The organism is Acinetobacter sp. GD03645 (genome assembly GCF_029845285.1).
GTDB classification, from domain to species: Bacteria; Pseudomonadota; Gammaproteobacteria; order Pseudomonadales; family Moraxellaceae; genus Acinetobacter; species Acinetobacter corruptisaponis.
Genome location: NZ_JAOCLL010000020.1, coordinates 42,444 through 57,122, shown reverse-complemented (window position 1 = coordinate 57,122; position 14,679 = coordinate 42,444). Strand labels below are relative to the sequence as shown.

Genomic DNA, 14,679 nt, shown 5'->3' with positions numbered 1-14,679 from the left:
TGTTATCTCCCTAACGCTCCAAATACCCTTTCAACCCTGTCTCCAACTCATCCTGTAAATGCTCAGGACTAATAATTTCCACATGCGGAATCCAATATCTGACCAAAGGTAAAAGCTGCATGGCATGGCTAATTTTGCTGGATACCAATATCCCACCATCTTCCAATGTCTTAACCAGCTCTTGCCCAGGTAAAAGTTGGCGTTGCATAAAATGCAATACCACATCGGCATGAACTTTTAAAATCACTTCACTTTTTTCCTGTCCAAACCAAATACTGTCTTCATCTTCTAATTGTTTTAAAATATCTGGATTCGGTTCGAATGTTGAAAGCTCATGCTGTTGATAAGAACGGGCTATACGACTCACCCGATAAGTAAGAAGCTTTCCCTTTCTTACCGCAGCCAAATACCAACTACCATGATGATGAATCAAACGATATGGCTCAACTTCACGCAGTTGACCGTTATATAAAAACTGGATTGTTTGGCATTTTTCAATCGCTTCTGAAAGCATGGACAGCGATTTACTTAAAGTTTTAGCATTCTCATGGGCATGACCTTTGGCTTCATAAACACCTTGCTGATCATCTGCCAATAATTTTTTTAAAAATGATGGTTTTAATTCAGGGTATACTCCATAAGCTCCAGAGATTTTTGCAAATTTTTGAATATCTTTGAGTTTGAATACTTTATTCGTTGTACGATACTTTTGCTCCCCCTCAAGATCTGAAACCAGCCCCAAATCCGACTTCGCCGATTTTAAACGACTAATATCTCTAGCAAGTGTTCGCTCACTCACTTCGAATTTGATTGCCAACTCTTTAAGGTTAAGACTTTCACCATTGTCGAGCATCACCAACATAGTTGCTAATCGGTCAGCTAACTTCTCGCTTCTTTCAGAATTTTTTGCCATTCCCCACCAAATTCATTTTATTCTGTTGTTACATACTTATTATTCACACTACTATGACAGGTTATGTCATGAAAAATGGAAATATAAGAAATTTTTTATCACTTTTTCTATAGATAAAACACATATTCACCATACAGATCATTATATGAGTTAAATAACTAAAATTTAAAAATTTTTCTTTTTTTATTTCTAACTTACATTTTTATTAGAAAGTTAAAATTAAAGTCAGTTAATGACAAAATAGTTAAAATGATTGCCTAGAAACTTAGTCCCCATAAATAACCACATGAATTGACTGAAAAGAAAGCAAATACGTGGTTTTACTCTTGCCAAGTTTTCAAGTGTCCTCTATTATTGCGCTCATGCCCGAGTGGTGAAATCGGTAGACACAGGGGATTTAAAATCCCCCGCCCACAAAGCGTGCCAGTTCGAGTCTGGCCTCGGGCACCATTTTTCAGCAAATGAAATGGTGCTAAAAATTCCAGCTTAATGCTGGTTTTTTTATACCTGAAATTTAGGAATATAAAAAAATGCCTTAATTAAAAAACCAAGGCATTCAATATTATTTTCAGGCTCAAACAATAAAATTATTCCACACGGATAATTTTACCATTTTCATCGTGGTGTACGGTGGTGACTTTGTTCTGACGCCCCACCTGGATTTCCTGTTCAGGCAATTCAAAATAGCGCGCATAATCAGGCAGTGATTTTTCCACCACATGCGTTTTATGCACACGTTTTGCAGGTAAAAAACCCCATAGCAACAAGGCAACAGCACACACCACCAAGGCTGTTACTCCCTGCTCAATGCCATCACCAAAGGCTTCAATCAGACGTTGTGCCAGGTAGGTTTTCTTAATTTCCACCAAGACCCAAACCAGAATAAATGGTCGCCATAGCAGCAACCAGCCTGCCCACATCATTGCTGTCGTTGTTGTTGATGCATAACGTTTATGCCATGGGAGCTGGCGACGTAAATCAATAATCAAACTGTTTGCTTTCATTGCTCTTTACTCAGCAAAATGAATCTTTAGATTCAACGAATACCACGATCAGGACTGATCCAGCGGGCACGTTTTCCATCATTGCGTAGCAGCACTTTCGGAAAGGCGACGATTGTAGCAGTAATCGTGATTAACCAAAATACAAATGGGTACCAAATCATCCAATAATAATTTTTCCCTAAGCTTGGTTCATAACGACTATCCATCCATTTGCTTAAAGCAAACTGAATTAAACAGGTAGCGCCCAATAAAATTCCGCTGCCATAAGGCAAGAAAGGCGAGCTGACGACAGTGAGTGCAGGAATTGGCAGAATAAAATGCAGTAGCCACATCACCGCCATGATTAACATCAAGTATGACCAGACTAATGTCAAACAAAGTTCCAGCATTAACGGCCATAAAAAGTTCAACTTAGGCTTGAAGAACACGTCAATATTCTTGACCAGCACCTGTGCCCCACCCATCGCCCAGCGTAAACGCTGTTTCCATAAACCGTTCATGGTTTCTGGCATTAAAATCCACACCAGTGCATTTGGTTCAAAACGGACATCCCAGCCTGCGCGCTGCAATTTCCAGGTGATATCAATATCTTCAGTCAACATATTTGGAGACCAGTAATCGACCTGATGTACCGCACTTTTACGGAATGCGGTAATCACACCCGATACCGTGAACAAGCGTCCAAAGGTGCGCTGGGCACGTTTAATCATGCCCACAATTGAAGAAAACTCTCCAACCTGAATCCGCCCTAACAGGGTTGAACGGGTACGGATACGTGGATTTCCCGTTACCGCCGCCACAGTCGAATCTTCAAGAAAATGTCGTATCATCCACTTGGCGGCATGTGGGTCAAGCAAGGCATCGCCATCAATACCAATCAGGAATTCAGCATCGGTCATTAGGCTGCCTGCCTGCAAACCCATCGCCTTACCCTGATTCTGGGCCAAATGCACCACCCGCAATTTTTCATACTGGCTTGCCAGACGGTCTAGCACCTCGCCCGTGTTGTCGGAACTGCCATCATTGATCGCAATCACCTCAAAATCTGGATAGTCCAGTTGCAAGGCATGGCGAATAGTTTCATCTGCATTCTCCCCCTCATTAAAGCAGGGAATCAGCACCGCAACTTTAGGGTAGCGTGGCAATGCGGCTGGTTGCTGGTAAGGTGGGTCCTGACGCTCTTTCCAGTAAAAAATCAGTGCCCCAATCATCCATAGGTATGACATGAACAATGGATAATAGAACACAAACTTAATGGCTGATGACCATAATAAAGCAATCCAACTCATTGATATGACTCCATTATGGGACAAGCTGAGATGATTTTAGCCCAAATGCATTATGCATGGTTTTTACATCTGGATGATCCTGAATCGGGTCATCTGGATAATAAGCAATATGCATGGCGCCTTGTTCATACAGTGACTTGATGGTTGCCGCCATCTCTTCTGAGGGAACTTTCTGGTCATTGCGCCAGTTGGTTGCCTGTAGTTCCATCACCGTTTTCTTAATGCCATTCGGATATTTCTTGACCCGATTTAAGATATCAGTGTAGAACTTGTCTGGATTTTTCACCTGTTCCATATAGGGCATCGCCATAATGGCGGTGAAATCATAACGGTTAAGCGATTCCTCCAGAGACTGTGCATACCAGTTTTCCGCATACGGATTCAGGGCAACCTGTGCATACAGATTCCGTGCAGTCATTAAATAAGGCTGATATTGACGTACCTCGCCTGCAAGCTCCATTGCAAAGTCATCCAGATAACGGGTTTTAAAGGCCGTCCATTTTTGCAGGTCAGCATCATTGTTGCGTATTTTTGCAAGGTCGGTTGGCAAACCCTGTTTTGCATAGGCTGCCAATGCTTCTGGGCGGGCATCCTCATAATCAGACAAAGTGACATCATCATGGAACAGCAGGCCATCAAATGGGGTGGATTTCGCCAGGTCCTGATAAATTTCCTTAATGGTCTGCCGAGCTTCTGGCGAGAATGGACTTAAACGGATATAGCCCATATTTAAATGCTCACCTGATTTGGCCTGCTGGGTTTCAACCAGCTCATCTGCAACAGGGTCTTTTTTTGGTAATTCCCACGCCAGTAACGGCATCCACGCATATAAGCGCTGTACCTGTGTTCTGGTCTGAATTTGCCAGGCCACACGGTTAAACAGGTCTGCACGCATCGGGATATGACGGTTCGGGAAATACACCATGTCCGCTGAACCATTGGCATCGGGGTCAGAAAAGGCCTGTAGATAAACGGTGTTTACGCCCATACCATTAATTCGATCCAGTAAATGTCCCAGATTACGTTCCTGCTGCTGCGGATCAGGATCATAGATATAGTCTAAATCGACATGCATGATTTTTTGCGGACGATTATTGTCACCGAGATTTAACTCACGATTCTTGATTTCCTGCGCGAGCGCACTGGTCGACATATTGCCCTGAATCAAGATACGGCTCATATTCTGAATGGATTGTTTGGCGTGGTCTGCCCCATCATCCAAGGTAATGGTGATCGGCATGCCCAGTTGCTTGGCGGTTTTGACCAACTGCATGTTGTAGCGGCCATAAGGCCAGACCATCACACGAGGTGAACGCAGACCATGTGCCTTTAACAGGTCATTGTTCTTTTTTAGGTCCTGATAGACACGTGCCTGATAATCGGCATCATTTTCATAACTTTTGCTTTTAGTATCATAAATGCGGGTAATGGCGGCAGGCTCCAGATTACCCTGTGGATTTGCATTAATTCCCTGATGCAAATGATAACTATGACTGGCAATCTCCACCAAGCCACTATTCTGCATCTCCTTAAGCTCGTCCCAGCTCAAGATTTTGTTCCTTGCGATGCTTTCCCCACCAAAATCCACATTCTGGTTCTCTTTCGGTTCCAGCCATGAACCGACCACAGCCAAAACCACAGGGATTTTTTTGGCGCGAATTACGGGATAGGCATTTTGATAGAAAGATTGATAGCCATCATCCACCGTCAGCAATACAGGTTTACTAGGCAATTTATACTGGCCTTGATGGGCCTTGATCAGTTGATCCACATTAATAAAATGGAAGCCATTATTCTTTAACCAGTCAATATGCTGACTAAACTGCTGTGCAGTAACCGCATAACTTGGGATCAGTGCATCTTTATGCTCTGTGATTTCATGATAACCAATGACGGTTAACGTTGTCGCATCAATTTTTGGATTTGCCGCAAAAATGGTGGTGGTTGCAACCACACCGAATACAAGACCCAAAAATGTTTTTAAGGTCGGAGACACTAAACGTGTTGTCATAGAGATATTGTCTCGATACAGGAAAGTCGCTGGGGACGAAGCAGGCATGAATGGTCTTAGGATTTAGGCAAAATCATAAGCGTTCTAGCGTGTCAGCTGGAAGTAAGGATTGTATTTATAATTTTGCAAACTGAAAATAATCTTAAAAGTATATATTATGAAATTTATCGTAAAACAATAGATATGATGGAAATACAATCACACTCCTAACCTTTAATAAGGTTAGGAGTGTAAAACGTTATAGAGATTAATATTCAATACTTTGGAAATTTGGATTTTCCGATAACTGCTGTAAATAGTAACGCTCTTTCTGGTAGAAATATTTACATAAACGGTTGACCCACTCACCACGGCGGAACGTCAATATTTTTTTATGGATACCATCATATTCCAGCAGCACAACATTGCGGTCATCTTCGGATGAGGCCAGACGGGTAATCTTATAATTATGAGGTGCATGCTGGTGAGCAGGTTGCAAGGCCCTTACGATTTCAACTTTATAATCGCCATCAATCCAGTAATGCCGATCCATAAGCGCCTGTTCATTGACCCAAAATCCTGTTTGCGCCCCATCATGCGTATCAATCAGGAAAAAATGGTCCAGCTCTTTTAACAACTCTGATGCAGTGATATCCAAATAATCATTCATATCATACCTCTACTCATTCAAATTTTTATCGCTTGCCTGAGGCAATTACAGCATTTTTATATTTAAGCAACTATCATACGTGACCAAGCACAACTCTATAGTGACCTTATAAGCAAATTTCCCAAATTTTAAAATATGATTTTTTATTCAGCACATTGTCATTTACAGGGAAATTGCTCTTTGAACTCAAAGATATACAGGACTGTATAGAGAATCAACCATTTTTTCCCAGACTATGAAAAAAATCAGATAAAAAGAAAGTCATTTAAAATCAAAAAGTTATTATATAATTATTAATAATGTTTTATATAGCTGATTTTAAAGTGATTTAGCATAAATTCAAGCCTAAACCACTTTATTGTTTCTACAAAGAACGGTCTATTCGTCGCGTGTCTTGACATCAAAAAGCTCAATTTCAAAGGTTAGGTTTGAATTGGCAGGAATAATTTTTCCCATCTTACGTTCCCCGTAAGCCAAGTGTGCAGGAACGATCAGTTTGCGCTTGCCACCAACCCGCATCCCCATAATGCCCTGGTCCCAGCCCTTGATCACTCGTCCAGTGCCAATCACGGTTTCAAAATAATTCCCACGGTCTATTGAAGAGTCAAACTTGGTTCCATCTTCCAACCAGCCTGTATAATGGGTGGTAATCAAGGCACCTTTTACGGCCTCTTTACCCTCACCCACTTTCAAGTCAATAATCTGTAATTCCGCACTCATCGCTCTCTCCAAATTTCTTTCAGTTCAACATTATTGCAATTGTTGCCACTGGATGTCGACCTGTCCCTTGTCACTGAGCAAGGTCCATTCACCATCCATGATATTCAGTTGCAACTGCATGGTACGTTCACACAACTTTTCAAGTGCCTGGGTGGTTTGCGGAGCCAGTTGCCAAACCTCGACATTGCTGAGTGTCTTGATCTTGGTATTTTTCTGCCACCAGTCATCTGCCTGCGAACCATAGGCAATCACGGCAACCTTCCTGCAACGCGCACTAGCTTTCTTTACTTTATCTTCCGATGGACACCCAACTTCAATCCATTTTTCCAGCAAACCCGTCAGGTCTTTCTGCCATAACGCAGGTTCATCGGTTTCAAACAGGTCTTTGGTGAATTCCAGTTGCTCATCCGCATAACGCGCATAGGCTAGAATCCGCACCATTAAACGTTCAATGGTTTCTGATGGATGCAATGCCAGCGTCAACTGGTAGTCCGCATAGATATGCTCATCCATATTGGCAATATTCAGGTCTGCCTTATATATTGTTGCTTTTAACGCCATAAACGGTGCTCTTAAATATAGTGTGTTCAAATTTGGCGCTAAGCATACTCTATTTTATAGGACAACATGAGCCAATTTGACCAACTGGTTATCCATCTCTATTGATACGACACGCCAACAACTGCGTTTCAAATGCCAACCAATCCTGCTGGACTTGGGTAATGATTTCTATTCGGTTATCAATACTTTCTTCCGCCGACTTATAGTTAAACTGTTGGGGATTAAAATTAAAGCTTTTCCAGCCCTGATCGGTATTAAAAATTCCCTTGATACGCACCCAGTCTTGCTGGGCACACAACAGGTCTAACAACTCATAAAAATTAAACTGCCAGCGCTTCGGTAATTTCCAGCCTGTCACTGTGAATCCCTGGGCAGTCTCAACATAGTGGTAAGGAAGCTGCTTGATTTCCTGTTCCTGAACGGCGGCCTGTGTTTTTTGCAACTTTAATAAGGGCTGAATTTTACGTTGTACAGGCTGTTGGGCAATATCAATTTTTTCAAGCTCGACCTGCCCCTGCTCAGTCTCAAACCAATGTTGCACATAGGTCTGGTATTCCTGTTTTAACGCCAGATAAGCCTGGTGGTCAGCCTCATTCATCAAATCAATATGTGAGATGACCACGATTTGTGCCGCTTTCAACTGATCGGTATATAAGTTCTGCTGTACCCAATCATGATCATGCAAACGGCTGCCATCCACCACAACCACCAAGGCACGCATTGCCAGACTGCTTTGCCAATGTGGTTCTGTCAGTTGTTCCAGTAATTGTGCGGGATGCCCTAAACCTGTGGGTTCTATAAATAGTCGGTCTGGTTTGCTTTCACTTAAAAGACGCGCAAGCGCAATTTGCATAGGCAGTTGACTACTACAGCATAAACAGCCACCCAGCAGTTCTTTGACAGCATAGCCCTGTTGTTGACTAATCAATTGCTGGTCAACACCGATTTGACCAAATTCATTCATCAATACCGCCCACACCTCATGTTCAGGCTTTTGGCTCAGTAAATGTTGTAGTAGCGTGGTTTTACCCGCCCCTAAAAAGCCAGAAATAATATGGGTTGGAACAGGTTGAGGTGCAATAAATTTCACAGTGTCTGACAGGTGCAAAAGATTTATTCTAACGGCAAAGTTGCCCATCAAAAAGGAACTTTAGAGATTTTATGGTGATTTACCACAAAACAAACATAACCGACAATTATTTTTAAAAATATAAACCAAGTCACAAAAATATCTTCATTTTTTCCATTTAAGCTCATTTTTAAATGGAATATCCAATTATGGATATTTCTTAAACAAAGGATGAATGTTATTCATCCGTAAACCACAAGATTATTTTTTAATCAACCCAACATATTTACATACATTTCACATCGAAATATCACCTATTGTTTTTACAAATACATTACACAGACGGCCAAAATGATTCAGATTGTTAAGAACAACGTAATAGATTGTTAAGAATATTGCTGCAAATAGATTTGACACATAGCATGAACTTCATGCCGAAATGAGGAGTTTGGATAAATCGAATTCCATATTGAGGCTGTTATTTTAAACGAAATAAGGATGCCAAACATGAAACTTATTAAGACACTTCTTGCTACAACACTTACTCTTGCTGCCGCTTCAACATTTGCTGCACCAACCAAAGAAGCCAAAACTGAAACTGAAGAAAGAGTCGTTGTTTCAACTCAGGAACAACCAGAAACTCAAGCTGCAACAACTGATGCAACAGCGACTGAAGCTGCTCCAGCATCTACACCAGCAAGCAACTAAACTGATCTTAAGGTTCCTCCAGACCTTTAGACCAACATTTGTAATGACTTAAATTTATTTCATTACAAATGTTAAAGATCGAGCCATGCTGCGGTTCGATCTTTTTTATTGGAGAACTTTTTTAATCTTTATCAATCAGCACTGCGTTGATTTCTTAAAAATGCTGCATGAGGGCTGATGGACTTCCTGTAGACGCATCTCCTTACGCTGTTCCGCGGCTTCAAAACGGCAACGCTTCCAGTCAGTATCCAGCTTTAATGATGGAACTTCTTTCGGCTTACGTTCCTCATCAACCGCAACCATCGTGAAATAACAGGTGTTGGTATGGCGAATGGTACGTTTCTGGATATTCTGTGCCTCCACACGTATTCCCACTTCCATTGAAGTACGTCCAACATGATTGACACTGGCAAGGAATGTCACCAGTTCGCCCACATAAATAGGCTCTTTAAAATTCACCTTGTCTACCGACAATGTCACAACATAACTGCCTGAATAACGGCTTGCACAGGCATATGCCACTTGGTCAAGCAGCTTTAAAATTGCCCCACCATGCACATTGCCTGAAAAATTAGCCATGTCAGGAGTCATTAAAACTGACATGGTTAGTTCTGACTGGTCATCAGGTGCATGGTTCAATTGATCTAATGGAGACATGGGGAGAACTCATTGGGAATACAACTATAGTATTATCGTTGATTCAGCCTTTTAAAAATACGCATAAACGCATAAAACATCATCAAACTTTTTGATGATGTTTCATTTATTATTTCACAATGATTACATTTAAGGCATTTCTATAAAATTCCACCTCAAATATGGATTGTTTATTTTGAGAAAAAATATTTTCCATATTTGAAAATGATATTCATGGATCAACCGAGGTTTGCCGAACGAATCAGACCTGTCACACCATTGACGATCATATCCACGGCAATGGTACCAATCAGCAATGCGGACAGGCGACCTACAATGTCAAAGTAACGGTCTATATATTTGGCATGTTTATAACGCAGATGATCATGCCCATATTTCATGAGAATGAGGATGCTACAGGTCAAAAAAAGCGTCAGCGCAATCACTGCCATGGCACCTGTAAATGGCACGGTTACCCCTGTCACAACGGCTGCGCTAATGGTGCCTGGTCCAATCATGAACGGCATGGCAATGGTTCCAGCCAGATGTTCAGGTGCACCACGCATTTCACCAATGGTTTCAGCACCCTGAAACACATAGCGGTATCCAATCACCAGAAAGATCAGGCCACCGAAAATCTGGAATGACTCAAAACGCACATTAAGATAACGGCTAAAAATATTCTCTCCACCCCATGCAAATAAGACAAATACACCAAAGGCAATCAGGCTGCCCTGAATCAGTGCCTTATTAAACACCTTTACTTCTGTATTACGAATCATCCCCACCATATAGACACTCATCAGGAAAGGATTCAGCAATGAAAAAAACAATGCAAATGCATGAATATAATGAGAAAACATAACAACTCTCTTTAATGTCGCAAATGGAATCTTTTATAAGGAATTTAATTCATTATCGATTGAGAACCTGCTGGCAACGTGCACTGGCCTGCTTGAGCTGATCATCCTTGCCCATGTTGAAAGTTGCCCCCACCCCCAGTAGGCTCATCTGCATAACTGCCGTTTGCTGGTTTAATTCTTTTACCTTGAACTTAATACCCTGATCGGTATAAAGCTCATTATCCAGTAGCTTAACCTTATAGCTCATCAAGTCCTGACGGTTATCCATACAAAGCTGGCCTCGGCCTTGACGGTCAAGCCTCAATGTGGAAATGGCAGTACCCGTTGTGCCTGACCAATAGCCAGAGAATGGGATTTGAGTCGGAGTCAATTGATTAAACTGGGCTGGGGTCATTGTTGTCATTGAAGTACATCCCAGCAGACCAAGCGCAAGAGCACCAGACAAAAGAACTTTTTTCACAACCGCCACCTAAAATTAGAAAAATCAAATAATTCTTATAATTTTCACATATTGAGATGCAGTTTAATCCGCAAGCCATGTATATAAGTCGTAGTACGAATGTAAAAAAGCTTTATTTAAAAATTTAGCTTATGCTGTTATTTATTTGTTAATGGATTTGAACAGCACATTTGCTTATTGAAACAGACTGAGTTCCTGAGTCCAGCTAGAAGCTGGTTGCTGATAAACATGCCAGCAAACCTGTTGAATGGAGTGCATCAACTCAAGGTTCTGATTTTTCCAATAGGGCAACATACAATAAGTAATATGAATCCCTTTTGGATGAAACTCCCTTGCCAAGGACTGGGCCAATGCGCGGATACTAGCAAACAAACTTTGGCTAAGTAGGTCATTTTCGACAGCCAGGTTCTGTTGCATACCTAAAAAAATTAATGTGCCTTTACCTTTGCGAAGCATCTGCCGAATCATGGCTTGTGAAATGCTAACCGCGCTTAAACCTGTATTTTGCCACTGAAACTCTATCTGTTGGGCTGATAAAGGATTACTTTCAACTAACCTTGTAAAATCAGGCTGAAATACACATAGGTCGATCAGGTGACCTGCATGATGAATCTGTTTGATTAAATCTTTTACAGCAGCAGAATTGATTAAATTCAGGCGAAGCTTGGTGAGACCTGAATGTAAATGCTCAATCTGAATCTTCTGTTGTGCAGGGTCATGCTCAACCTGATACACATGCATTTGGCTTTTTTCCGACTGCTCAGCAAATGTCTGAGCAAGCTGATCTATATCATTTCCAACGACGATGACACAGTGCTTTACTTTCTGTTTCGATCTGAATAACTGAGGAATCAGGCGATTCATATTAGAAATTCTCCTGATAAGGACGTAAGTCCAGTTCATATGTCCATAAATCACGGCCTTGTTGATAAAGCATCCAGTAATTCTCGGCAATCGCCTCAATGTTTAAACCGCCACCACCACGTGTCAGCCTGACTAAACGCCCCAATCCCAATAAAGCCTTATTTACACGGTCACCATCCACCATTCCATCTACAACCACATGGGCAACATGGATATTTTGAGGGCGGCATCGTTGCGCAAGATTGAGTGCATAAGCCCGCAATGCTGATTTTCCCATGGTAAATGCGGCAAAAAAAGGTTTGCCACGCAACGAGGCACTTGCACCCGTAAAAATCAAAGTCCCCTGCTGTTGCCGCTGGAAGATTTTCAGGCTACTTTGAGATACCAAAACGGCAGATAAAAAAGTCGAACGCCACATCTGGTTAAAGAACTGGAGAGAGGTCTGCAAGAATATGGAGGGAATATTGCCACCTACATTATGGATGACCGCAGAAAGCTGTTCCTGTTGATGGGAAATACGGTCAAACAGTGCCTGAACCTGCTGTTCATCTTCGGCATCCAGACCATAGGCTACAGCGTGGCCACCCTTGACATTGATTGCCGCAGCCACAGTCTCGACTTTCTTTAAGGTACGTCCGACCACATATACTTTTAATTTTTCCTGGGCAAAACGCCGACAGACTGCCGCACCAATTCCCTGTTCAGCGCCCACGCCCACCACCACAACACAAGCAACCTTTTCAGGAGCTGTCGAGCTTAGCGCAGACGTATTCATAATAAACTGATCCATTGGGCAATATGGGGATAACTCTTAATTTTTGCGCCCCACACCTTGCTGGTTCTTACAATCTCCAAAAGTTGTGAACCCACTGCAATATCTGCCAATGTTTTGCTTTCGCCAACCAGCCAGCCTGTTTGACCCAATACCAGTTCGATGCGTTCCAGATGACGAATAAACTCAGCCTCAATATCTGCCTTTGCCATACGTCCCGTACCCTGCATCTTAAGTTGCAAGGTCAGCGCTGATTTCAGCAACGGCTTCATCAAAACCAGCTCATGCTTGGGACGGCCTTCAGCACTGATGGCAACGGCATGATTCAGTGCATCAGCATCACTGACCCGAAAATGAATCTCGTAAAAATAGAGCAACTCATCGGCCCAATCTTCCCAAAGTTCGACATAGGCCTTTTGCATGGGATCGCCTGGATATAAAAGAGGTAAATCTGGATAGGCCTCATCAAGATAACGTGCAATACGCGTACTGTCCTGAATGCGTTTACCATCAATATCCAGTACAGGAACCTTTCCAGCCTTACTAAGCATGGGAACCTTTGCTCCCAATACACCGTTATAGTTCACAGTTTGATAAGGAATTCCCTTGAATTGCAGCATCCTTGCCACTTTTTGGCAGAAAGGTGAAATTTCCCATTGATGTAAAACAACTGAACTCATTTTTATATTCCCATCTTTTTATTCATTGATCTGTATAACAGTCCATCAGTCAATTACTGATCAAGCCCATCATACAGATATTTGGTGATTTAACGACGGATAATCATGTTGGTTGCTGTCGCATGCGCATACAGCTTCCCATCCTCATCACGGAGATAGCCCTCCGAAATCACCAAATTTTTACCAATATTGATGACCTTTCCTTCCGCAATTAGTTTTTTATTAAATGGCATAGGACGGCACATTTTAATTGCAAGATCGGTTGTTCCATACCCCTCACCCGCAGCCAATACAGTATGGGTGGCACACCCTGTCACGGAATCAAGTACAGTAGCGGCGAAACCACCATGTACCCCACCCAGCGGATTGGTATGCCGTTCATCAGCAGTCGCAATAAATACAACACGGCCATATTCAACCTCACCAGCCTCCATCCCCATGGTTTTTGCAATCCCTGGCGCAGGTACCAGTCCTTTCTGAAAAGCCTGCATAATTTCCAAACCCGTCATATTTAATGGATTCATACTATTTTTCCTATGTGATGAATAAAACGTATTAAGATGTTTAATGAATAAAAGTTGATTGTTCAGGAGCTAAACCAATTTTGACTTTTGTCTGGGCCACAATTTCAGATTCATCTGTATCATTGGGATGAAAATCAAAACGATAATAGGAGAAAAACTGAGGCACTAATTTACGATAGGCTTGTAGCGTAAACCCAGCAAATTTTGCCCAGGATTTTAGATTGAGCAATTGTCTATTCCTTGACATTAATACAAGCTGATAGCTATTGGAAATCAGGGTAATCAAGACCAGACTAAAGGTAAAAATTGCGACACGGGGAATATAGGCATCCAATCCCCTGCCATAGAGATATTCATACATATCATAGGCAACAGCCTTATGTTCTGTTTCTTCAACACTATGCCATAACCATAAATCACGAATAGTTTTATCCGTCATTAACTGATTGACATTTTTCATCATTTCCACCACCAGCACAGCGGTGTAATGTTCCAGTCCCACCGTAACCAATAAATTCCATTTCTTTGGAAAAGTACGTTCAATCGCTTTCAGTATAATCCCTGTTGCCTTTTCCAATGATTCAGGGTCTAGACCATATTGCTGGGCACTCACATGAAAAGCATGATGCTCTTTGGAATGCATGGCTTCCTGTCCAATAAATGCACCAATATCCCGATCGAGTTGTGGATTATTTTTAATGTTCTCGCGCAATGCACGAACTGAACGGACAAAGTAGGATTCTCCCTCAGGGAAAAGTGTAGAAAGTCCTGTAAAATAGTGGGTAAATGTTGATTCATTATTACACCAATACTTCGGCATACCCTGAAATTCATAATCCATACGACGCACAGGAAATGATGCAGGCATTTTTTGCTTTGATTTTTCTTTCACCGCAGACATAGACATAATTCACCTCAAGGATTCATTTTTAAAATTCAAAGTTCCAAAAAGGAAC

At 41.8% G+C, this 14,679-nt stretch carries 17 protein-coding genes and 1 tRNA gene; 2 read left to right on the top strand and 16 right to left on the bottom strand.

Annotated features, from left to right (window positions below):
- Positions 1–10 precede the first annotated feature (10 nt).
- Complete coding sequence (locus N5J47_RS15050; RefSeq protein WP_279960584.1) at positions 11–913, bottom strand: WYL domain-containing protein; 903 nt, start codon at positions 911–913, stop codon at positions 11–13.
- A gap of 364 nt (positions 914–1,277) precedes the next feature.
- Between N5J47_RS15050 and N5J47_RS15045 the strand changes: the two genes are divergently transcribed.
- Positions 1,278–1,363, top strand: a tRNA-Leu gene (locus tag N5J47_RS15045).
- A 137-nt stretch (positions 1,364–1,500) separates the two neighbouring features.
- Here the strand turns inward: N5J47_RS15045 and pgaD are convergent.
- The 7 genes from pgaD to N5J47_RS15010 form a co-directional block, all read right to left on the bottom strand.
- Positions 1,501–1,917: a poly-beta-1,6-N-acetyl-D-glucosamine biosynthesis protein PgaD gene (pgaD, locus tag N5J47_RS15040; protein ID WP_279960585.1), complete on the bottom strand. Its 417-nt coding sequence runs from the start codon at positions 1,915–1,917 to the stop codon at positions 1,501–1,503.
- A 32-nt stretch (positions 1,918–1,949) separates the two neighbouring features.
- Entirely contained in the window at positions 1,950–3,206 is a 1,257-nt protein-coding gene (gene pgaC / locus N5J47_RS15035; protein WP_279960586.1) for a poly-beta-1,6-N-acetyl-D-glucosamine synthase, read from the bottom strand.
- Between the two features lie 13 nt (positions 3,207–3,219).
- Complete coding sequence (gene pgaB / locus N5J47_RS15030; RefSeq protein WP_279960629.1) at positions 3,220–5,217, bottom strand: poly-beta-1,6-N-acetyl-D-glucosamine N-deacetylase PgaB; 1,998 nt, start codon at positions 5,215–5,217, stop codon at positions 3,220–3,222.
- A gap of 247 nt (positions 5,218–5,464) precedes the next feature.
- A complete protein-coding gene (locus N5J47_RS15025; RefSeq protein WP_004760963.1) occupies positions 5,465–5,866 on the bottom strand; it encodes a hypothetical protein in 402 nt (133 codons plus the stop codon).
- A 378-nt stretch (positions 5,867–6,244) separates the two neighbouring features.
- Entirely contained in the window at positions 6,245–6,586 is a 342-nt protein-coding gene (locus tag N5J47_RS15020) for an FKBP-type peptidyl-prolyl cis-trans isomerase (protein WP_004674912.1), read from the bottom strand.
- A gap of 30 nt (positions 6,587–6,616) precedes the next feature.
- Entirely contained in the window at positions 6,617–7,147 is a 531-nt protein-coding gene (locus tag N5J47_RS15015; protein ID WP_279960587.1) for a YaeQ family protein, read from the bottom strand.
- Between the two features lie 88 nt (positions 7,148–7,235).
- A complete protein-coding gene (locus N5J47_RS15010; RefSeq protein ID WP_279960588.1) occupies positions 7,236–8,237 on the bottom strand; it encodes a GTP-binding protein in 1,002 nt (333 codons plus the stop codon).
- A 486-nt stretch (positions 8,238–8,723) separates the two neighbouring features.
- Here N5J47_RS15010 and N5J47_RS15005 point away from each other — a divergent pair, with 486 nt between their 5' ends.
- Positions 8,724–8,924: a hypothetical protein gene (locus tag N5J47_RS15005; protein ID WP_279960589.1), complete on the top strand. Its 201-nt coding sequence runs from the start codon at positions 8,724–8,726 to the stop codon at positions 8,922–8,924.
- 135 nt (positions 8,925–9,059) lie between these two features.
- On the opposite strand, the gene N5J47_RS15000 is transcribed toward N5J47_RS15005, so the two are convergent.
- The 8 genes from N5J47_RS15000 to N5J47_RS14965 form a co-directional block, all read right to left on the bottom strand.
- On the bottom strand, positions 9,060–9,581 hold the full coding sequence (locus N5J47_RS15000; protein ID WP_279960590.1) for an acyl-CoA thioesterase: 522 nt from the start codon (positions 9,579–9,581) through the stop codon (positions 9,060–9,062).
- A gap of 218 nt (positions 9,582–9,799) precedes the next feature.
- Complete coding sequence (locus tag N5J47_RS14995; RefSeq protein ID WP_279960591.1) at positions 9,800–10,423, bottom strand: MarC family protein; 624 nt, start codon at positions 10,421–10,423, stop codon at positions 9,800–9,802.
- 52 nt (positions 10,424–10,475) lie between these two features.
- Positions 10,476–10,883 carry a J517_1871 family lipoprotein gene (locus N5J47_RS14990; RefSeq protein ID WP_347815013.1) on the bottom strand — a complete coding sequence of 136 codons (408 nt, stop codon included), beginning with the start codon at positions 10,881–10,883 and terminating at the stop codon, positions 10,476–10,478.
- 174 nt (positions 10,884–11,057) lie between these two features.
- On the bottom strand, positions 11,058–11,747 hold the full coding sequence (locus tag N5J47_RS14985) for an oxidoreductase (RefSeq protein ID WP_279960592.1): 690 nt from the start codon (positions 11,745–11,747) through the stop codon (positions 11,058–11,060).
- Between the two features lies 1 nt (position 11,748).
- Positions 11,749–12,522 carry an SDR family NAD(P)-dependent oxidoreductase gene (locus N5J47_RS14980; RefSeq protein ID WP_279960593.1) on the bottom strand — a complete coding sequence of 258 codons (774 nt, stop codon included), beginning with the start codon at positions 12,520–12,522 and terminating at the stop codon, positions 11,749–11,751.
- Positions 12,519–13,199: a glutathione S-transferase family protein gene (locus N5J47_RS14975; RefSeq protein WP_279960594.1), complete on the bottom strand. Its 681-nt coding sequence runs from the start codon at positions 13,197–13,199 to the stop codon at positions 12,519–12,521. The genes N5J47_RS14980 and N5J47_RS14975 overlap by 4 nt, the downstream gene beginning before the upstream one ends.
- An 89-nt stretch (positions 13,200–13,288) precedes the next feature.
- A complete protein-coding gene (locus N5J47_RS14970; RefSeq protein ID WP_267981078.1) occupies positions 13,289–13,723 on the bottom strand; it encodes a PaaI family thioesterase in 435 nt (144 codons plus the stop codon).
- 40 nt (positions 13,724–13,763) lie between these two features.
- The gene (locus tag N5J47_RS14965; protein ID WP_279960595.1) at positions 13,764–14,630 is read right to left on the bottom strand and encodes a metal-dependent hydrolase; all 867 of its coding nucleotides are present in this window, start codon (positions 14,628–14,630) and stop codon (positions 13,764–13,766) included.
- Positions 14,631–14,679 lie beyond the last annotated feature (49 nt).